The organism is Clavibacter quasicaliforniensis, assembly GCF_051201715.1.
Lineage (GTDB): Bacteria > Actinomycetota > Actinomycetes > Actinomycetales > Microbacteriaceae > Clavibacter > Clavibacter seminis.
Genome location: NZ_CP139624.1, coordinates 62530 through 79943 on the forward strand (window position 1 = coordinate 62530; position 17414 = coordinate 79943).

The following is a 17414-nucleotide window of genomic DNA, read 5'->3' on the forward strand; positions in this document are numbered from 1 at the left end:
GTCGATCTCGGCGACCGATGAACGCCCGCCGCCCGCCGTGCGTATGCCCTGTCAGAAGCGGTGCCCGTCCGGGTGCCCCACCACGAGAGGCTGCACGCGATGACGCACACGAGACTCGTCCGGAACATGACCATCGGGGGCGCCGCCGCGGCCGCCCTCACCCTCCTCGCCGCGACGCCTGCGTCCGCCGAGACCACCGTCCCCGAGCCAGACCGCTTCACGAGCGCGTTCACCGTGATGGCGACGCCCGACCAGGTGCTCAACGCCGACGGCGTCGCGACCCCCGGCGAGCCCGGCGCGACCGGCCGCTTCGACCTCCGCCTCGACTCCGCGTCGAACACCATCTGCTACGACATCACCCTCACGGGCGTGACCGGCGAGTACCAGAGCCCCGCGAAGACGGCCACGCACATCCACCAGGCCGCCGTCGGCAAGGCCGGCCCGCCCCGCATCGCGTTCCCCAACCCGGTGGACGCCGGCGACGGCACGCGCACGAGCTCCGGCTGCATGCAGGGCCCCTTCACCACCGGGATCATGAACGCGCAGAACCAGGACACGGGCACGGGCTTCACGGTCGCGCAGATCGAGGCCGACCCGGCCTCGTTCGCGGCCGACACCCACACCGCGTCGTTCACGGCAGGTGCCGTGCGCGGCCAGCTGACCCAGGTGCCGGTCGGCGGCGTCGACACGGGCGCCGGCGGATCCGCGACCACGACCTCGGCCCTCCCGCTCGTCGCGGGCGGCGGTGCCGTCGCGCTCGCCGCGGCCGGCGTCGTGCTGATGCGCCGCCACCTGGCGCAGGAGTCCTGATCCCCGTGCACCGCAGCCCGGCTGGCGCGTGGCCCGCGCGGCGCGCCCGCCGGGCCGTGGTGCTCGCGGCCGCGCTGATCCCGCTGGCCGCGCTCGCGGGCTGCGCGCCCGCGGAGCCCGAGGCGGCTCCGGCCGTCCCACCCGCGGCCGTCTCCGCCGAGCCGTCCGCGCCACCGACCGCCGCGCCGAGCGCCCGTCCCACGACCTCCCCCACGGTCGTGCAGGGCCTCGGCGCGGTCCCCACCCGCGTCGCCATCCCCGCCATCGACCTCGACCAGCCGCTCATCGACCTGGGGATCGCATCCGACGGCCGCATGGAGGTGCCCGTCGACTTCGACGACGTCGGCTGGTTCACGGGCGGCGGTCGTCCCGGCGGTCGCGGGCCCACGGTGATCGCCGCGCACGTCGACTCGCGCGTGGGACCCGCCGCGTTCGGCCGGCTCGCCGAGCTCGGCGTGGGTGACGAGGTCTCCGTGCAGGACGTCGACGGCGGATCCACGCGCTACGCCGTGACCGAGGTCGCCGACTTCGCCAAGGCCGACTTCCCGACCGCGCGCGTGTTCGGCGCGCAGCCCACCGACCAACTCCGCCTCATCACCTGCGGCGGGATCTTCGACCGCAGCGTCGGCCACTACGAGGACAACCGCGTCGTGTTCGCGGAGCCCGTGGGCTGATCCGCGCGGCGCGTGCGCGCGTCAGGCGGCCGGATCCTCGGGATCCACGCCGCCGGCCTCCGGCAACCCCGCGCGCAGCCGCGCCGTGCGCTCGCGCACCAGCTCGAGCCGGGCCTCGTCGAGCGCGGCGGATGCGGCGAGCGTGCGGCGACCGCCGAGCGCGACCCGCACCAGGACGACGAGCAGGACCGCGCCGAGCGCCACCAGCGCGACGGCGACGACCAGGGCGATCGACCAGCCGATGTCGTAGGCGGTGGGCAGCAGGATGCTGTCGGTGGTGCCGCCCACGCTCAGGCCGCCGGTCCCACGGGACCGGCGCCCGGGGCGTAGGGCCCGCTCGCCGCGTCCTCGTCGTCGGCCTGCAGCCGGGCGGTCTGCTCGCGGATCAGCTCGAGGCGCGCCTCCTGCAGCTCGGTCGTGACGAGCAGCGTGCGCCGCGCGACGATCGCGAGCCGGATGAGCACCACGGTCGCGACGACCGAGAGGGCCACGAGCGCGAGGATCACGAGGATGTAGAGGGCGATGCCGATGCTGGCGCCGGAGTCGGAGATCATCCCCCGAAGCTATCGGCCGGGAGCGCTCCCGCACGAGGGAGCCACCCGCACCGGGGCGGACGCCGACGGGCCCGGCCCCGTGGAGGAGCCGGGCCCGTCGGGCGCTGGATGCGCGGGTCAGCGCACCTTCACGCCCGCGCTCGCGCGCGCCTGGTTGTCGTACAGGTAGATGACGCCGCTGACCACGACGGTCACGGTGTGCCCGCGGTCCGCCTCCGTCAGCGTGTAGGTCTTCGCGGTCGCTCCGGTGATGACCTTCCCGTCGCGCTTCCACTGGTAGCCGAGCTCGAGCGACGCGGGCTTCCAGATGCCGGGCTGCGCGCTCAGCGTGCGGCCGACGGCCGGGTTGCCCGTGATGCGCGGCGTGCCCGCGGTGATGACGGGCGCGGCGACCTTCTTCGTCTGCCCCGACGTGCGGGTCACGGGGACGTAGCCGTCGCGGGATCCGCGCACGGACACCGTGAGGCGGTGCCCGGCGTCGTATGCGTCGACCGTGCGGGTGGCGCCGGTCGCTCCGGGGATCCGCTCGCCGTCGCGGAACCACTGGTACTCGAGCGTCACGGGCGCGGGCTGCCAGAGGCCGGTGCGCACGGTGAGGGTGGATCCGTACTCGACCGTCCCCAGGATCTGGGGCTGCGGGGCGGACGTGAGGGCCTGCGCGCCCGGCGCGCTCGCCGTGTCGCCCTCGACGTGCACGTAGCGCCAGGCGTCCGGGATCGGGCCGAAGGTCAGGTCGAAGGCCACGCGCTTGCCGTAGCCCGGGGTGACGGTGACGGATCCGGTGCCGCCGGCGTCCACGAGCGCGCCGCCGTCGATCTGGTAGAAGATGTCGCTCTCCTCGGGCGTGAAGCCGTTGAGGGCCGCGCGCACGTCCCAGCGGAACGTGACGGACGGGCCGTCCACGACCACCTCGGGCGTGTACTCGTCGGGGCCGCCGACCGACCGGACCGTCGTGGGCGCGGATGCCGTGCCGGTGACGGCGACGCCGTCCACGGTCCCGGCGACGCGCACGCTGATGAGGTGCTCGCCGGGGGAGGCCGGGATGTAGACTTCGTCCTCGTCGCCGGAGACGCTGCCGGTCCCCTCCGAGAGCCAGGGCCCGGCGCCGTCGAGCTGGTACTCGTAGCGGAGGCCGGAGTTGTCGACGATGCCGCCGAGGTCCACCGAGATCACGCCGTGGAAGTTCGCCTGGGCGCTGTAGTCGTAGCCGTAGCCGCGCACGGTGGGGGCGGGGATGCGGACCGCGGCGGCGGTCGACGAGTCGGCGGCGGGCGCGGGTGCGTCGGCCGCCTGCGCGGGCGCGACCCCCGCGAACGCGGTGCCGGCGGCGACCACGACGGCCAGGGCGGTGAGGGGGAGTCGTCGTCCCCCGGTGGTGCGGGTCATGTGCGTTCCTTCCTTGCGGGCCGGGTCGCCCGTGTCCATGGTTCTCGCCGAGGTGGACGCCGCGCATCCCCCCGTCCGGGTCGCGCTCGCCGGACGGGGGTGCTGGGTCAGGCGACGCGTCGGGCCGCGCTCACCGCCGTCTGCCGGTTGTAGTAGAGGTCGTCCGAGGAGACCAGCACGGTGATGTCGTGGCCGCGATCAGCCGCGGTCGGCTGGTAGGTGGTGCCGGTCGCTCCGTCGATCCTCTCCCCGTCGCGGAACCACTCGTACGTGAGCTCCAGGAACGCCGGCTTCCACGAGCCGGGGTTCACGGTCAGGGTGCCGCCCACGACGGCCTTCCCTCGGATCGTCGGCCGCCCGGCGGTGACGACGGGCACGGGCACGCGCGGCGTGGGCGCGGACATGCGCGTCTGGGACGCGTACCCCGCTCGCGTCCCGCGCACCGCCACGGTGATCCGCGTGCGGGACTCGGAGCTGCTGACCTCGTAGGTGGGGCCGGTCGCCCCGAAGATCTGCTCGCCGTCGCTGTACCACTGGTACGAGAGGTCGACGGGCGCCGGCTGCCAGAGTCCCGTGCGCACGGAGAGCGTCGTGCCGACGATCGGCCGGCCGACGATGGCCGGGGTGGGCACCGAGGTGAGCGACGCGCCGCCCGGCGCGCTGCCCGTGTAGAAGACCTCGCGGAAGAACCTCGGTGCGTCGGTGTTCGGACCGTAGACGAAGAGGAGGTCGAGGCTCGAGTCGTAGCCCGGCTCGAACGTCACCGAGCCCACCTCGTCCACGTACGTGTACTCGTCATCCACCACGTAGTACGTGACCGCACCGGGCCACCCGTTGTTCGCGTCCCGCACATCCCAGCTCACGGTGATGCGCGGCCCGTCCACCACGACCACGGGTTCGTACGGCTTCGGGTAGCCGTAGAAGTCGATGTCCTGGGGCGTCGTCCCGGTGCCGGCGGTGAAGACCCCGTCGATCTTCCCCGCGATGCGGAAGCTGATGAGGTGCTTCCCCGCCGGGGCGAGGATGCGGAGATCCTCCGCGTCGGTGCTCGCCTCGGCTAGGACCTGCCACGGCCCCCCGTCGAGCTGGTACTGGAAGTCCAGTCCCGTCGTGTCCGACGTGCCGGGTGCCCGGGCGAGGGACACTGTGATGGATGGCTCGTCGATCTCGCTGAGCGACGGGTAGGTCACGAGAGGCGCGGGTAGGTTCGCGGCCGCCGCCGAGGCGGACGCGCCGGGCGTCCTGCTGCTCGCGGCAGCATCGGCCGCCTGCGCGGGCACCGCCCCCGCGAGGGCCGTGCCGGCGACGAGCGCGATGGCCAGCGCGGTGAGGGGGAGACGTCGTCTCCCTGTCGTGCGGATCATGGTGGTGCGCTCCGTCCCGGGGCCCCGATGACCCTCACGGCGCATCCTTCTCCGGACCACGAGGCGGCGCACCACCCCAGTCCTGGCGGCCCTCGCCCGGGGCGTAGCGTTGTCGCGAGACGCCTCGCGCGGCCGTCTCCCCCCACCGACCCGATCCCCCCAGGAGCCCCCGCATGCCCACCGTCCTCCTCACCGGATTCGAGCCCTTCGACGGCGACACCAGCAACCCGTCGTGGACCGCCGTGCAGGAGGTGCGCGACCGCTGGGACGGCGACGCCGAGATCCAGGTGCGGCAGCTGCCCGTCGACTTCGCGAGGGTCGACGACGCGCTGCGGGCGGCGCTCGCCGAGGTGGATCCCGACGTCGTGATCTCCGTGGGCCTCGCCGGCGGCATCGAGACGCTCGAGGTGGAGCGCGTCGCGATCAACGTCGACGACGCGCGCATCCCCGACAACACGGGCTTCCAGCCCATCGACGAGCCGGTCGTCGCAGGCGGTCCCGCGGCCTACTTCAGCACCCTGCCGATCAAGGCGGCGGTCGCGGCCGTGCGCACGAAGGGGATCCCCGCGGTCGTCTCGCAGACCGCCGGCACCTACACCTGCAACCACGTCTTCTACCTGCTGATGCACGAGCTGCGCGACCGCCCGGGCACGCGCGGCGGCTTCGTCCACATCCCGTACTCGACGGAGGAGGCGATCGGCACCGACCGCCCCTACATGCGCATGGATCAGCTCGCGACGGCTCTCACGGCCGTCGTGCGCGCGACGCTCGCGAACGCGACCGACGTGAAGGTGGGCGGCGGGTCGCTCGACTGATCCGCAGCTCGACCACGCCGGGGCCCCGGTCTCCGTCACGCCCGCGCCTGGGGATCGGCGCGGCGGCTCCCCGGGAGCGCCGCCTACCCTCGCGGGCATCCCCTGGCAGTCGGTCACGCGGGTCGCGGCCGTCCGGCCTCGACCACCCCATCCCGTGACGCGGGTGTCGCGCATCGCGGTGCTCGCGCCGACCACGCATCCCGGGGCGGATGAGAGGCTCCGCATGATCGACCCGAGGACACCCGCATGCACGTCGTGATCGCCGGCGGCGGCATCGCCGGTCTCGCCACGGCGATCGCCGTCCGTCGTGCGGGGCATGAGGCGACCGTCCTCGAGCGCCGGAGCACCGCGGAGGTCACGGGATCCTGGCTGCAGGTCGCGAGCAACGGGATGGTCGCGCTCGACGCAATCGGACTCGGCGACGCGGCGAGCTCCCTCGGTGAGGCGACCCCGCGCGTCCGCATCGCCGCGGCCGACGGGCGCCGGACGGCGGACCTGCCCCTCGGCCCGCAGCCGGGCGAGGGCCTCGTCACCCGCTCGCTGCGTCGGGCGGAGCTGCACACGCTGCTGCGGGAGGAGGCGACGCGCGTCGGGGCGCGCACGGTGCACGCGGCCCGCGTGACCTCCGTCGCGCAGGACGAGCGGGGAGCGACCCTCGTGACGGAGTACGGGGAACGGCACGCGGGGGACCTCGTCATCGGCGCGGACGGGGTGGGCTCGGCGGTCCGGGCGGGTCTGGGCGCGCAGGCGGCCGGCCCCGCGGAGCGCGTCACCGGCCTCGTCTACGTCGGCGGCACGGCCCGGGCGGGCGCACTGCCCGCCTCGGCTGCCGGCACCCTGCAGTTCCGCTTCGGGCGCGACTGCTTCCTGGCGTACGCGATCCTCGAGGACGGCACCACCGGGTGGTTCGCGAACCCCCGCGTCCCCGTCCCCCGGCGCGGGTCCGCCCCGGGCGCGCCGCTCACGTCGGAGGGCTGGGCGCGCCTGCTGCTGCGGCTCGGCGCCCGGGACGCGCTGCCGCTCGAGCAGCTGATCCCCGCCACGCCGGACCTCGACTCCCGCCTCCCGCGCCGGGAGGCACCTCCCGCGTGGGGCGCGCGCCGGGTGGTCCTGGTCGGCGACGCCGCGCACGCCATCTCCCCGTCGTCCGGCCAGGGCGCGTCGCTCGCGCTCGAGGACGCCGCCGTGCTCGGGCGCCTCCTCGTCGGGGGCACGGACCCCGCCGACCTGGTGGCGCAGCTCGCCCGGCGGCGCCAGGAGAGGGTGGCGTACGTCATCGAGCAGGGGCGGTGGCTCGACCGGATCAAGCTCCTCGGCCCGGTGGGCGCCGCGTTGCGGGACCGCGTCATCATGCCGCTCGCCGACCGCCAGGCCGCGCGAGGCGGCGCCGGGGCCGGATCCGAGCTCTACGACTTCGTGCTGGCCTGACGGCAGGAGCGCGTCACGCCACCCGCGCGTCCGCCCCGCGCACCCTCAGCATCAGCAGCAGTCCGGCGAGCAGCACGATCACGATTCCGATGATCCCGAAGCGCGTGTCCCCGGTGATGGCCACCGCGATGCCGAAGAGGCCCGGCGCCAGGAACGAGACCGCGCGGCCCGTGGTCGTGTAGAGCCCGAACATCTCGCCCTCGCGGCCGGCCGGCGAGATCCGCGCGAGGAACGTCCGGCTCGACGACTGCACCGGACCCACGAACAGGCAGAGGAACAGGCCCGTCGCCCAGAACCCGGCCTTGGCGTCGCCGACCGCGAGCACCGCGGATCCGCCGAGGATGAGGCAGACGAGCGAGACGAGGATCACCGGCTTCGCGCCGAACCGGTCGTCGAACCAGCCGGCCGCGAACGTGCCGATGCCGGCGACCACGTTGGCCGCGACCCCGAACAGCAGCACCTCGGTGGTCGTGAACCCGAAGACCTGGGCCGCGATGATCGCCCCGAACGTGAACACCGCAGCGAGCCCGTCGCGGAACACGGCGCTCGCGACGAGGAACACGATGACGCGCGGCGACTCCCGGTAGAGCTCCGCGATCCGGCGGAACAGCGTGCCGTACGACGCGAGGATGCCCTGCCGCTTCCGCCCCGGCGCCGCCGGGATCTCGGGCACGCCCACCAGCACGGGGATCGAGAACACGGCGCACCAGATCGCGGCCACGAGGATCGCGATGCGCACGTCGAGCGCGCCGCCCTCGGCTCCCGACGGCAGGCCGAGGAGCCCGGATGCGCCCGGCGTCCCGAAGTCGAAGAGGAAGAGGCCGAGCAGCAGCGCCAGCAGCACGATCCCGCCCACGTAGCCCATGCCCCAGCCGAGGCCGGACACGCGGCCGACCGTGCGCGGCGTGCTCACCTGCACGAGCATCGCGTTGTAGTTCACGCTCGCGAACTCGAAGAACACGTTGCCGGTCGCGAGCAGCACGGCGCCGAGCCACAGGTAGGAGGGCACGGGCTCGACGAACACCATGCCGAGCATCGCGAGCACGACGATCCCGGTGTTGATCCCGAGCCAGAGGCGGCGGCGGCCGGATCCGTCGGAGCGCTGCCCGAGCACGGGCGCGAGCACCGCGATGAGGAGGCCGGCGATCGTGAGCGCGAGCGAGATCACGCCGGAGGTGTCGGCCTTCGCGGCGACGAGCGCCGGGTTCCGCGCGTCGTCGCCGGCGGCCGCGACGATGGCGGGATCCACGAACAGGCTGCTGGCGAGGTACGTGCTGAAGACGAAGGTGGTGACCACGGCGTTGAAGGCCGCCGATCCCCAGTCCCACAGCGCCCACGCGGCGACCCGTCGGCGGGGAGGGGCGGCGGGCTCGTCGATGCGTCCGGGCGCGGCGGTGCTCATGGTCGCAACCTAGTCGGTGGACGTGTCGCGGCAGGGTCGCGCGGCCGTGGAGCCCGCCCCTACGCTGGCCCGATGGACGGACCCCTCGAAGGCGGCAACATGAACCGCGTCGAGCGCGAGGGCGACACCGTCACCCGCGACGCAGGCCCGTGGACCCCGACCGTGCACCGCTGGCTCCGGCATCTCGCGCTCGCGGGCGTCGACGGGATCCCGCAACCGCTCGGCATAGAGGGCGGCCGCGAGCGGCTGGCGTTCATGCACGGCGACGTGCCCGTCTACCCGCTGCCGCGCTGGATCTGGGCCGACGACGTGCTCGTGCAGGCCGGCCGCCGCCTCCGCGAGCTGCACGACGCGAGCGTCGGCTTCGCGCTCGACGGCTCGGTCTGGCAGTCGGTCGCCAAGGTGCCGAGCGAGGTGATCTGCCACAACGACTTCGCGCCGCACAACCTCGTCTTCTCCGACGGTCGCCTCACGGGCGTGATCGACATGGACATGGCCTCGCCCGGCCCGCGCATCTGGGACCTCGCGTACCTCGCGACGCGCGCGGTGCCGCTCTCCGGCTCCGCGCAGGACGGCGCGCCCGGCATGGACGACGCCCGCCGCCGCGTCGCCCTGCTCCTCGACGCCTACGGATCCGACGCCGCCTGGGCCGACGTCCTCCGCATCGCGATCCTCCGCCTGCACGACCTCGCCGGGATCTCGCTCGCGAAGGCCGACGAGCTCGGCAAGCCGCACCTCCGCGACGAGGCCGCCTACTACTCGGCCGACGCGGCGTTCCTCCAAGGGATCCTCGACGCCGAGCGCGCGCACCCCGGCCCCGCCTGAGGCATCAGCCGCGCGCGATCCGCCCCGCGACCTCCCGCAGCACGTCCGCGTCCTCGTAGGCCAGCTCCATCCCGACCGCGTCGGCCACCGGGAACCACGCGACCCGCTGCCCCTCGGTGAGCCGGATGTCCTCCGCCGCCACGTCGAGCCGCGCGGTGAACGTGTGCTCGATCCCGTAGGAGCGCGTGCGCGTCATGAGATGCGCGACCTCTGCCGGCGGGATCCGCGCGCCCAGCTCCTCCTCGACCTCCCGCACGATGCACGCGAGCGGCGTCTCGCCCGGCTCGAGCATGCCGCCGGGGATCGCCCACATGCCGGGGAAGGGGATCGTCGGGATGTCGTCGCGCAGCTGCAGCAGGATCCGCCGGGCCGCGTCCACCAGCACGACCTGGCAGCCCTCGCTCACGCGGATGCGCCCGCGTCCGGGCCGTCGATGGTGTGCGCGGTCATGGCGATCGCGGCGCGCGCGATGTCCTCCGCCGTCTCCTCGGTGCCGAGCGCGGGGGAGGCCCGGAGCGCCACGGCGGCCGCCTCGCGGTAGTCGGCCTCCATCCGGGCGAGCGTCTTCCGGCCGGCGGGGGTCAGCTCGAGGAAGACGCTGCGGCGGTCCCGCGGGTTCGGCACGCGGTCGAGGTGCCCGGCGCCGACCAGCCGGTCGATCACGGCGGTCACCGCGCCCGTGCCCATGGAGATCTCGGAGGCCAGGTGCTTGGGGGTCATGCGGTGGAGGTCGCCCACCACGCTGATCACGGTCAGGTCGGTGACGTTCACGCCGATGTCTTGCGCGATGCGCGTGCGCAGGTGTCGCTGCGCGGTCTCGATCATGTGCAGCGCGTTGGCGAGGGCGTCCACGGCCGCGGCGTCGTCGCGGCGGCGTGCGGTTCTCTCCGGGCTCATCTCGGGTGTCCCTGCGTCGGTGGATCCTGCGGATCCGGGGGCGGTCCAGCGACTGTAACGCGCCATGACGGCCGCGATCCCCTCGGCGAACGCGGTGCCCCCCGCAGTGGGGGGATTGCGCGGAATACGAGTAGCTGTACATTCGAGTTACTCGCACAGCGAGTCACCGAGCTTCCTTCCCCAGGGGCTCACCCAGCCCCTCCCTCCCCCTACAGACCCGGAGTCAGACCATGTCGCACCACATCGCCGCCGCCGCCAAGACCAAGCGCGTCCGCTTCGCCCCGCTCGCCATCGCCGGCGGCGTCGCCGCCGCCGTCCTCCTCTCCGTCTCGATGTCCGGCACGCTGTCGGGCTTCGTCGCCTCGATCACCAACGACACCAACACGGCGGCCTCCGGCTCGCTCGTCATGCAGGAGTCGCAGGCCGGCGCCACCGGCGCCCCGACCGTCACCTGCCTCAGCACGAGCGCGACGTCCGGCGTCGACTCCAACGCCGCCACCTGCTCCACGATCAACAAGTTCGGCGGCTCGACCACGATGACCCCCGGCCAGACGGTCACGAGCGTCGTGAACATCAAGAACGTCGGCACCTCCAAGGCCTCGACCTTCACGCTGACCCCCGGCGCGGCCTGCACGCAGACCAAGAACGGCACCGTCAACGGCTCGGCCACCGACTTCTGCGCCAAGCTCAACGTCGTCATCACCGCGGCCGGCAGCGCCACCCCCGTCTACTCGGGCACCGCGGCGGCCCTCGCCGGCTCCTCCGCCAAGACGCTGACCGCCCTCGCCGCCAACGGCAGCACGGACTTCACCTTCGCCGTCACGCTCGACGCGTCCGCCGGCAACACGTACCAGGGCCTCGGCGCCTCGCTGCCCCTCACCTGGACCTTCGCCGCCTAGCCCGATCCGCCAGCCCCCCAGCTGGATCCCCCGCGGGGCCGCCGAGAGGCGGCCCCGCACCCCTCGACCCGGGAGGTGCCCATGACCGACATCCAGGACCGCTCGCCCGCCCCCACGGCCGGCACCGCTCCGATCGACGCCCTCGAGCTGGAGGCGGACCTCGCCCTCGACCTCCCCCTCGACCTGGAGCTGGACCTCGAGCTGGACCTCCTCGCCGAGGAGCTCCTCCTCGACCCGGCCGCCCCGGTGCTCCCGGACTCCGGCCTCACCGCCTCCGTCCTCCCGGCGGCGGCGGCCGCCCCCGCCCCCGCCCTCCCCGTGCGCGGCGCGACCCGACGCGCCGCGCGCACCTCCCGCACGATCCGCCGCCGCACCGTCCTGATGTGGGCGGCCACCGTCCTCCTCACCGCCCTCGTCGCGGTGACGCTCCTCTTCCAGGCGTCCGGCGGCCGCTGGTTCGTCGTGCAGACCCCGTCGATGGGCACCACGGCCCCCGTCGGCACGCTGCTGCTCACGACCCCCGTCCTCCTCGAGGACCTGCAGGTCGGCGACGTCGTCAGCTTCCACCCCTCCACCACGCCGGACGAGACCTACACGCACCGCGTCATCGCGGTCGACGCCGACGGGATCACCACCCGGGGCGACATCAACGGCGCCGTGGATCCGTGGAAGACCGACCAGGCGCACCTCGTCGGCGAGGCCACGACGATCCTCCCCGGCTTCGGCTGGCTCGCGAAGGGCGTGCCGCTGCTGCTCGCCGGCTTCGTCATCGTCCTGGTGCTCACCCGCCCCATCGGCTCGCCGACGCACCGCGCCTCCCTGCGCATGCTCGGCGGCGCGCTCGTCGCCGCGCTCACGGTCTTCCTGCTCAAGCCCTTCGTCGGCCTCGTCGTGCTCGACGCGGCGACCCGCGGCAGCGACGTGGAGGCGACGGTCGTCTCGACCGGCATGCTCCCCATCCGCATCGCGGCCGAGGGCGGCACCCACACGACGCTCGCCGCGGGCCAGGTCGGCACGATCACCGCGCCCGCGGCCGAGGCGGGCCGCTTCCACGACGTGACGTCCACGCTCGACCTGCCGCTCTGGGGCTGGATCCTCTTCTTCGGCCTCTGCGCGCTCCCCCTCCTCTGGACCCTCGCGGTCGGCCTCCCCGCCGAGCGCGAGGAGCGCCGCGCGTGACCGTCGCCGCCCGTCTCGCCGGGATCGCCGCGTCCGTCTCCGCGGTCGCCCTCGGCGCCGTCCTCCTCCTCGCGCCCGGGACGAGCGGCGCGTACACCGCCGCCATCACGAACACGAACAACACGGCCGCGTCGTCCGCCGCCTTCTTCACTTGCTCGAGCGCCTTCGCGGCCGACAAGGCCAATGCGCTGTTCGCGTACCCGCTCAACGAGGCGAGCGGATCCACCCGGGCCGTCGACGCCGCGAGCGGCGCGTACCCCGGCACCTACCGGGGCGCGATGATGAGCGACACGACCAGCGCGCGCGCCTGCGCCCGCGACACCGGCGGTGCATACGTGCTCGACGGCTCCGACTCCGTGACCAACGCGCTGCAGACACAGGGCCCGGCGACGTTCAGCACCGAGGTGTGGTTCAAGACGACCGTCAAGGGCGGCAAGCTCATCGGCTTCGGCAACTCGCAGGCCGGCTCCTCCTCCGCCTACGACCGCCACACCTACGTCTCCACGACGGGTCAGCTGGCCTTCGGCACCTACAACAGCGGGTATCAGACGATCACGAGCTCGGCCAACGTGGCCGACGGCGCGTGGCACCACGTGGTGGCCACGATGTCGCCCGGCACGGGCATGATCCTGTACCTCGACGGCGCCCGCGTCGCGCAGAACACGGGCTTCACCGCGCCGGAGAGCAACAGCGGCTACTGGCGCATCGGCTACGACAACGTGTCGGGCTGGCCGAACGCGGGATCCGCCTACTTCGTCGGCAGCATGCGGTTCGCGGCCGTGTACAAGACGGCGCTCACCGCGGCGCAGGTCCAGAACCACTACGCCGCCGGCCGCTGACGCGACGACGGGACGGTCGCGTGACCGTCCCGTCGTCCGTGCGTGCGGTGGATCAGCTCGCGGGCACCACGTCCCAGTGCTCGCGGATGAGGCCGCCGTCGACCCGGAAGATGTCGGCGGCGAGGAACGGGTCGTCGGCCTTCGCGCCGACCGGCTGCGAGAAGGTCCAGACGAGGTCGTCGTCGGCGATGGAGATCACCGACTGCTGCGCCGGGAACTGCGCGCCCCCGGAGAAGAAGGCCTTGAGCGCCGCCGTGCCGTTCGCGGCGACCGTGTTGTGCTGCAGGTACGCCGGGTCGAAGGAGCGGTCGAGCACGCTCGCGTCGTGATCCCGGAAGAGCGTGTCGTAGGCGCCCACGGCCAGCTGCCGGTTCGCCTCCTCCTGATGCTCGGTCAGCTCGGGCGCGTCGGCCTTGCCCTGGTAGAGGTCGCTGAACATCGTGTTCGTGTTGCCGCTCGCGGGCTTGCCCTGCGGGATCGGCTGGTCGAACGTCCAGCGCGCGGTGACCTTGCCGTCCGCGAGGCGGAAGAGGTCGACCGCGGCCTCGCCGGTGCGCTCGTCGTCGGGGTTCGACGCGACCTGCCAGTGCACGGCCACGAGGTCGCCGTCGGCGGCGATGTGCTTGATCACGGCGTGCGCGCCGGACACCCGCTGGTGCGCCGTGGCGAACTCGTCGAGCACGCCGCTCGGGCCGGCCTTCGCCCCGACGCCGTTCGCGGTCGAGTCGGGGGCGACGGCCGCCAGCACGGCGGCCTGCGCGCCGGCGGAGGCGGGATCCGGGAACGCGGCGGTGAACAGCGTCGAGATGATCGTCGCGTTCCGGTCCTCCGTGTCGGAGTCGGTGCGGTCGGCCGTGGTGCCGCCGTCGCCCGCCGAGCTGGGGGCGGTGGTGGCGACGGCGGTGGTCGCGTCGGGGGTGGTGTCGGAGGCGGCCGAGGCCGCGCCGGGAGTGGAGCATCCGGCCAGGACGACCACGCCGGCGAGGGCGGCGGTGCCGCGGGCGAGCAGGGAGACGGGGATTCGTTGAACGCTCATGCACGTACGATGCGACCCGCGGCTGGGAGCCTCCGATGTGCATGGATGCGGTGCTCGCGCGCTTCTCCTGCTAGGTCACGTGCAGGGTGCGTCATCCGGTCACGACCATGCGGGGCTGCCCGCCCGCCCGATCGTCCCTCCGTTCCGAAGCCCATGCGCCGGGTCCGAGTCACCTGGCAGGGGCCTCCTCGTTGCGCATGCGAGGGGGCTTCCCTGCGTCCGGGGCCGGGATCCTCCCGCGTGCACGTCGTCTCGCGCGGCGCCATCGCCGACCCCGCCGTCGACCGGCGGGCGCACGACGAACGGCCCGGCGTCGTGGGCCGGGCCGTTCGTGGTGGTGCTGTCCCGGGGTCGAGCCCGGGTGGGTGCTACTTGGTGTTGACGGTGATCTTGGCGATGCCGACGACGAGCTGGTCGGTGACCGCGGTCGTGCCGAACGTGCTGTTCAGGAGCGACGCGGCGTCGGGGCTGACCTTGACCGTGGTGCCCTCGAGGACGGCGTTGTCGCCCTCCATCTGGAGGGGCTTCAGGGTCGTGCCGTCGAGGTTGAAGATGTAGACGTCCTTCATGACCTCGCCGTCGCCGACCTGGACCGAGCCCGTGAGGCGGCTGGTGCCGGGGTCGATGACGAAGTCGGTGAGCTTCACGACGGTGGAGCCGGCGGTGAGGCTGATGCCGGAGCCGGAGTGGTCGATCTCGCCCTGGACGTAGGGGCGGTAGGACTGCTCGGGGTCGAAGTACTTCACGTTGCCGCCGGTGATGGGGAACGCGAGGGTGCCGGTGGATCCGTCGAGGGTCGCGGTGCCGATGACGCCGGGGGTCAGGCCCAGGGTCGTGAGGGCGCCGGTGAAGCCGGAGTCGAGGGTGACCTTGGTGTCGACGCCGGTCAGGGTCGGGATCGTCGCGAGCGGCGTGGGGTTGGCCTCGGTCGTCGCGGTCGCGGCGGGCTTGGAGGCGCTGGAGGACGACGGGGTCTCGGCGGGGGTCGAGCAGGCCGCGAGGCCGACGACGAGGAAGCCCGCGGTGGCGAGGCCGAAGACGGACTTGGTGAGGTTGCGCATGATGGATCCTTTGTTCTCAGGGCGGCCGACGTGGTCGCCGGTTGGAGTCGGATGGTGCTTCGGTGCCCGTCGCCGGGCCGATGGGTCCCGTGATGCTTTCGTGACCCTGGGCGTCCCGATCGGGGTCACCGCTGCAGCCCCGGCCGCTGGTTGCCGTCGACGCGGAGGGTCACGGATCCGGTCGCGCCCTGGGCTGTCGTGGGTGCGGACGCCGCCAGCCGCACCGTGAGGCGCAGGTGGTCCCGGCCGCCGACCGCGCGGGCGGGGGATCCGGATAGCGCGACGCGTCCGACGGCGGGGCGGTCGGCCACCACCGGGGTGATCGTGCCCGAGCAGACCGCCGTGCCGGGCGCGCCGGTCCACGCGACCGTGCAGCGGTCGAACGCCACCTGGAGGCCGTCGGACGCGCTCGCCACGGTTGTGCCGCCGAGCGTGACCATGAGCTCCGACGCCCGGACGGTGCCGGTGTTCGCGAGGTCCACGAGCCGCACCTGGGTGTCGCCCGGCCGCAGCCCGGTGATCGGGACGGCGAGCTGATCCGCTCCGCCTCCGCCCCAGTCGAGCTCCACGGCGCCCGCGCGCACGGTGACCCGCGACGTGGCGCGGTCGACGAACACGGCGTACGCGGTGCCGGCGCCCGCGAGGGCGAGGGTCACCGCGATCGCGGTGACGAGCAGGGTGCGGGCGCGGCGGACCGGGCGTCGGGCGGCGCGGCGGCCGTGCGGCACGGGGCGGGCGGGAGCGTCGGGTGCGGCGCGATGGCGGGGCATCAGGCCGGCCCGCCGGTGGTGCGCGGCGGACGGCGCCAGATCACGGTCAGCAACCAGATGGTGCCCGTCGCGCCGACGACCGCGAACGCGATCGCGCGCGTGATGGGGTCGCCGAGCCAGACGAACGGCCAGCCGAGGAACGGGACGACGGACGTGCGCTCCCACACGGCGTCGTCGCCGATGGTGACGATCCACGGATCGCCCGAGGGGTTGTTGTCGCCCTTGGTCTGGATGGCGAGGCGGTCGGCGGACCAGCCGTCGAGGCGCTCCGCGTCCTCCGGGCCGAAGACGTGCGTGACGCGGTGGATCACCCGCACGCGCGGGCCGCTGGGGGCCGTGAAGACGACGACGTCGCCTTCCGCCACCTCCCCGCGGGGCGTCGGGGCGGTGATCGCGAGGGAGCCGACCGGCATGCCGGGCGCCATCGAGTTCGAGAGGACGGGGACGAAGCGCGTGACGCCGAGCGCGGAGAGGGCGACGACCGCGATGACGGCCAGCCCGACGGCGGCGGTGAGGAGCCCGCCGAGGACGCCGAGGGCGCGGCGGGCCGGGCTGCGGTGGGTCGGTGCTGCGGGCGGGGCGGCGTCGTCCTCGGCGGGGGCGGCGACGGCGGGGTCGGCGGTGCGCGCGGCGCGGTCGCGGATCACGAGGCGGCCTCGGCGGTGCGGCGGCGTCGGCGGCCAGCGAGCAGCAGGATCCCGCCGCCGAGGAGCGCGAGGAGGGCGCCGGCGAGGGCGGACGCGATGTCGCGGCCCGTGACGGGGAGCAGGTCGCGCGGGGCGTCGGCGGCCGGGGCGGATCCGGCGGGCGAGGTGACCGAGCCGGTGCCGGTGCCCGAGCCCGAGCCGTTCCCGGTGCCGCCGCCTGTGCCGCCGCCGGTGGACGGATCCGTGCCGGTGCCGCCGTCGTCCACCAGGGCGAACCCGATGCGCACCATGCCGGCGGTGGACTCCATCCCGTTGTCGGCGCCGGACGGGAAGCGCACCTGCACGGCGACGCCCACGGTCTCGCCCGCGCGGAGCGGGGTGCGCGTGACGACGCTGTCGAGGGTGGCGGCGGGGCCGGATCCGAGGGGCTCGACGGGCCCGCGGCAGCGCATGGGTGCCGTGAGGGTCTCGAAGCCGTCCTCGCAGAGCCGGACGGACAGCTGGATCCCGCCCAGCGCGTCGCCGGTGAGGGCCATCGAGCGCATGGCGTCGAGGCGGACGGAGAGCGGCGAGGAGTCGCCGGAGACGTTGGTGACGTCGGCCGCCCAGTCGACGGTGTCGCCGGGGGCCAGGTCGTCGAGCGGGATGTCGGGGCCGGTGAGCTCGCGGACCTCTAGCGAGGGGGAGTCGATGGCGGTGGGGCGCGCGTCGGCACGAGCGGGGGCCGCCGCGCCGGAGGCGACCAGCGTCAGGCACAGCGCGGCGGCGGCGATGCTGCCGGTGCCGTGGTGTGCGCGCATGGTCGTGTCCTCCGGGGGCGGGACGGAT

The 17414-nt window shown here is 74.2% G+C and carries 20 protein-coding genes; 8 read left to right on the plus strand and 12 right to left on the minus strand.

Going from position 1 to position 17414, the window contains the following annotated elements; translation table 11 throughout:
* Window positions 1-99: 99 nt before the first annotated feature.
* Both NL142_RS00295 and NL142_RS00300 read left to right on the plus strand, forming a co-directional pair.
* Window positions 100-810 carry a CHRD domain-containing protein gene (locus NL142_RS00295; protein WP_435080483.1) on the plus strand — a complete coding sequence of 237 codons (711 nt, stop codon included), beginning with the start codon at window positions 100-102 and terminating at the stop codon, window positions 808-810.
* 5 nt (window positions 811-815) lie between these two features.
* Window positions 816-1484, plus strand: coding sequence for a class F sortase (locus tag NL142_RS00300; RefSeq protein WP_435080484.1), 669 nt, complete (start codon window positions 816-818; stop codon window positions 1482-1484).
* A gap of 21 nt (window positions 1485-1505) precedes the next feature.
* On the opposite strand, the gene NL142_RS00305 is transcribed toward NL142_RS00300, so the two are convergent.
* The 4 genes from NL142_RS00305 to NL142_RS00320 all read right to left on the minus strand — a co-directional run bounded on the left by NL142_RS00305 (window position 1506) and on the right by NL142_RS00320 (window position 4788).
* Window positions 1506-1772 carry a hypothetical protein gene (locus NL142_RS00305; RefSeq protein WP_308726728.1) on the minus strand — a complete coding sequence of 89 codons (267 nt, stop codon included), beginning with the start codon at window positions 1770-1772 and terminating at the stop codon, window positions 1506-1508.
* A gap of 2 nt (window positions 1773-1774) precedes the next feature.
* Window positions 1775-2038: a hypothetical protein gene (locus tag NL142_RS00310; protein ID WP_194683923.1), complete on the minus strand. Its 264-nt coding sequence runs from the start codon at window positions 2036-2038 to the stop codon at window positions 1775-1777.
* 117 nt (window positions 2039-2155) lie between these two features.
* Window positions 2156-3424, minus strand: a complete 1269-nt coding sequence (locus NL142_RS00315; protein WP_435080485.1) for a hypothetical protein — start codon at window positions 3422-3424, stop codon at window positions 2156-2158.
* A 107-nt stretch (window positions 3425-3531) separates the two neighbouring features.
* Window positions 3532-4788 (minus strand): hypothetical protein, encoded by a 1257-nt coding sequence (locus NL142_RS00320; RefSeq protein WP_435080486.1) that lies wholly within the window; start codon window positions 4786-4788, stop codon window positions 3532-3534.
* A gap of 173 nt (window positions 4789-4961) precedes the next feature.
* Here NL142_RS00320 and pcp point away from each other — a divergent pair, with 173 nt between their 5' ends.
* Window positions 4962-5603, plus strand: a complete 642-nt coding sequence (gene pcp / locus NL142_RS00325; protein ID WP_435080487.1) for a pyroglutamyl-peptidase I — start codon at window positions 4962-4964, stop codon at window positions 5601-5603.
* Between the two features lie 246 nt (window positions 5604-5849).
* Entirely contained in the window at window positions 5850-7031 is a 1182-nt protein-coding gene (locus NL142_RS00330) for an FAD-dependent oxidoreductase (RefSeq protein WP_435080488.1), read from the plus strand.
* A 13-nt stretch (window positions 7032-7044) separates the two neighbouring features.
* On the opposite strand, the gene NL142_RS00335 is transcribed toward NL142_RS00330, so the two are convergent.
* Entirely contained in the window at window positions 7045-8433 is a 1389-nt protein-coding gene (locus tag NL142_RS00335; protein WP_435080489.1) for an MFS transporter, read from the minus strand.
* Window positions 8434-8505: 72 nt separating this feature from the next.
* Here NL142_RS00335 and NL142_RS00340 point away from each other — a divergent pair, with 72 nt between their 5' ends.
* Window positions 8506-9258 (plus strand): phosphotransferase, encoded by a 753-nt coding sequence (locus NL142_RS00340; protein ID WP_435080490.1) that lies wholly within the window; start codon window positions 8506-8508, stop codon window positions 9256-9258.
* 4 nt (window positions 9259-9262) lie between these two features.
* On the opposite strand, the gene NL142_RS00345 is transcribed toward NL142_RS00340, so the two are convergent.
* On the minus strand, window positions 9263-9664 hold the full coding sequence (locus NL142_RS00345) for an NUDIX hydrolase (protein ID WP_194683910.1): 402 nt from the start codon (window positions 9662-9664) through the stop codon (window positions 9263-9265).
* Entirely contained in the window at window positions 9661-10155 is a 495-nt protein-coding gene (locus NL142_RS00350) for a MarR family winged helix-turn-helix transcriptional regulator (RefSeq protein WP_435080491.1), read from the minus strand. The genes NL142_RS00345 and NL142_RS00350 overlap by 4 nt, the downstream gene beginning before the upstream one ends.
* Window positions 10156-10385: 230 nt before the next feature.
* On the opposite strand from NL142_RS00350, the gene NL142_RS00355 reads away from it, so the two are divergent.
* The 3 genes from NL142_RS00355 (at window position 10386) to NL142_RS00365 (ending at window position 13072) form a co-directional block, all read left to right on the plus strand.
* Window positions 10386-11054: a COG1361 family protein gene (locus NL142_RS00355; protein ID WP_043583560.1), complete on the plus strand. Its 669-nt coding sequence runs from the start codon at window positions 10386-10388 to the stop codon at window positions 11052-11054.
* A gap of 81 nt (window positions 11055-11135) precedes the next feature.
* Entirely contained in the window at window positions 11136-12233 is a 1098-nt protein-coding gene (locus NL142_RS00360; protein WP_435080492.1) for a S26 family signal peptidase, read from the plus strand.
* A complete protein-coding gene (locus NL142_RS00365; protein WP_435080493.1) occupies window positions 12230-13072 on the plus strand; it encodes a LamG domain-containing protein in 843 nt (280 codons plus the stop codon). Before NL142_RS00360 ends, NL142_RS00365 begins: the two co-directional genes overlap by 4 nt.
* Before the next feature lie 52 nt (window positions 13073-13124).
* Here the strand turns inward: NL142_RS00365 and NL142_RS00370 are convergent, their stop codons facing one another.
* From NL142_RS00370 to NL142_RS00390, 5 genes are all read right to left on the minus strand, one after another.
* Complete coding sequence (locus NL142_RS00370) at window positions 13125-14108, minus strand: nuclear transport factor 2 family protein (RefSeq protein ID WP_435080494.1); 984 nt, start codon at window positions 14106-14108, stop codon at window positions 13125-13127.
* Between the two features lie 368 nt (window positions 14109-14476).
* Window positions 14477-15169, minus strand: coding sequence for a hypothetical protein (locus NL142_RS00375; protein WP_435079809.1), 693 nt, complete (start codon window positions 15167-15169; stop codon window positions 14477-14479).
* A gap of 125 nt (window positions 15170-15294) precedes the next feature.
* Window positions 15295-15939: a TasA family protein gene (locus NL142_RS00380; protein ID WP_435080495.1), complete on the minus strand. Its 645-nt coding sequence runs from the start codon at window positions 15937-15939 to the stop codon at window positions 15295-15297.
* A complete protein-coding gene (locus NL142_RS00385; RefSeq protein WP_435080496.1) occupies window positions 15939-16586 on the minus strand; it encodes a signal peptidase I in 648 nt (215 codons plus the stop codon). The genes NL142_RS00380 and NL142_RS00385 overlap by 1 nt, the downstream gene beginning before the upstream one ends.
* Window positions 16583-17386, minus strand: a complete 804-nt coding sequence (locus NL142_RS00390) for a sortase (RefSeq protein WP_435080497.1) — start codon at window positions 17384-17386, stop codon at window positions 16583-16585. The genes NL142_RS00385 and NL142_RS00390 overlap by 4 nt, the downstream gene beginning before the upstream one ends.
* Between the last annotated feature and the right edge of the window lie 28 nt (window positions 17387-17414).

Coding starts and splice junctions, on each gene's coding strand:
- NL142_RS00350 (WP_435080491.1), bottom strand. CDS start 10,155: ATGAGCCCGGAGAGAACCGCACGCCGCCGCGACGACGCCGCGGCCGTG.
- NL142_RS00315 (WP_435080485.1), bottom strand. CDS start 3,424: ATGACCCGCACCACCGGGGGACGACGACTCCCCCTCACCGCCCTGGCC.
- NL142_RS00360 (WP_435080492.1), top strand. CDS start 11,136: ATGACCGACATCCAGGACCGCTCGCCCGCCCCCACGGCCGGCACCGCT.
- NL142_RS00320 (WP_435080486.1), bottom strand. CDS start 4,788: ATGATCCGCACGACAGGGAGACGACGTCTCCCCCTCACCGCGCTGGCC.
- NL142_RS00390 (WP_435080497.1), bottom strand. CDS start 17,386: ATGCGCGCACACCACGGCACCGGCAGCATCGCCGCCGCCGCGCTGTGC.
- NL142_RS00375 (WP_435079809.1), bottom strand. CDS start 15,169: ATGCGCAACCTCACCAAGTCCGTCTTCGGCCTCGCCACCGCGGGCTTC.
- NL142_RS00295 (WP_435080483.1), top strand. CDS start 100: ATGACGCACACGAGACTCGTCCGGAACATGACCATCGGGGGCGCCGCC.
- NL142_RS00340 (WP_435080490.1), top strand. CDS start 8,506: ATGGACGGACCCCTCGAAGGCGGCAACATGAACCGCGTCGAGCGCGAG.
- pcp (WP_435080487.1), top strand. CDS start 4,962: ATGCCCACCGTCCTCCTCACCGGATTCGAGCCCTTCGACGGCGACACC.
- NL142_RS00355 (WP_043583560.1), top strand. CDS start 10,386: ATGTCGCACCACATCGCCGCCGCCGCCAAGACCAAGCGCGTCCGCTTC.
- NL142_RS00330 (WP_435080488.1), top strand. CDS start 5,850: ATGCACGTCGTGATCGCCGGCGGCGGCATCGCCGGTCTCGCCACGGCG.
- NL142_RS00335 (WP_435080489.1), bottom strand. CDS start 8,433: ATGAGCACCGCCGCGCCCGGACGCATCGACGAGCCCGCCGCCCCTCCC.
- NL142_RS00380 (WP_435080495.1), bottom strand. CDS start 15,939: ATGCCCCGCCATCGCGCCGCACCCGACGCTCCCGCCCGCCCCGTGCCG.
- NL142_RS00370 (WP_435080494.1), bottom strand. CDS start 14,108: ATGAGCGTTCAACGAATCCCCGTCTCCCTGCTCGCCCGCGGCACCGCC.
- NL142_RS00310 (WP_194683923.1), bottom strand. CDS start 2,038: ATGATCTCCGACTCCGGCGCCAGCATCGGCATCGCCCTCTACATCCTC.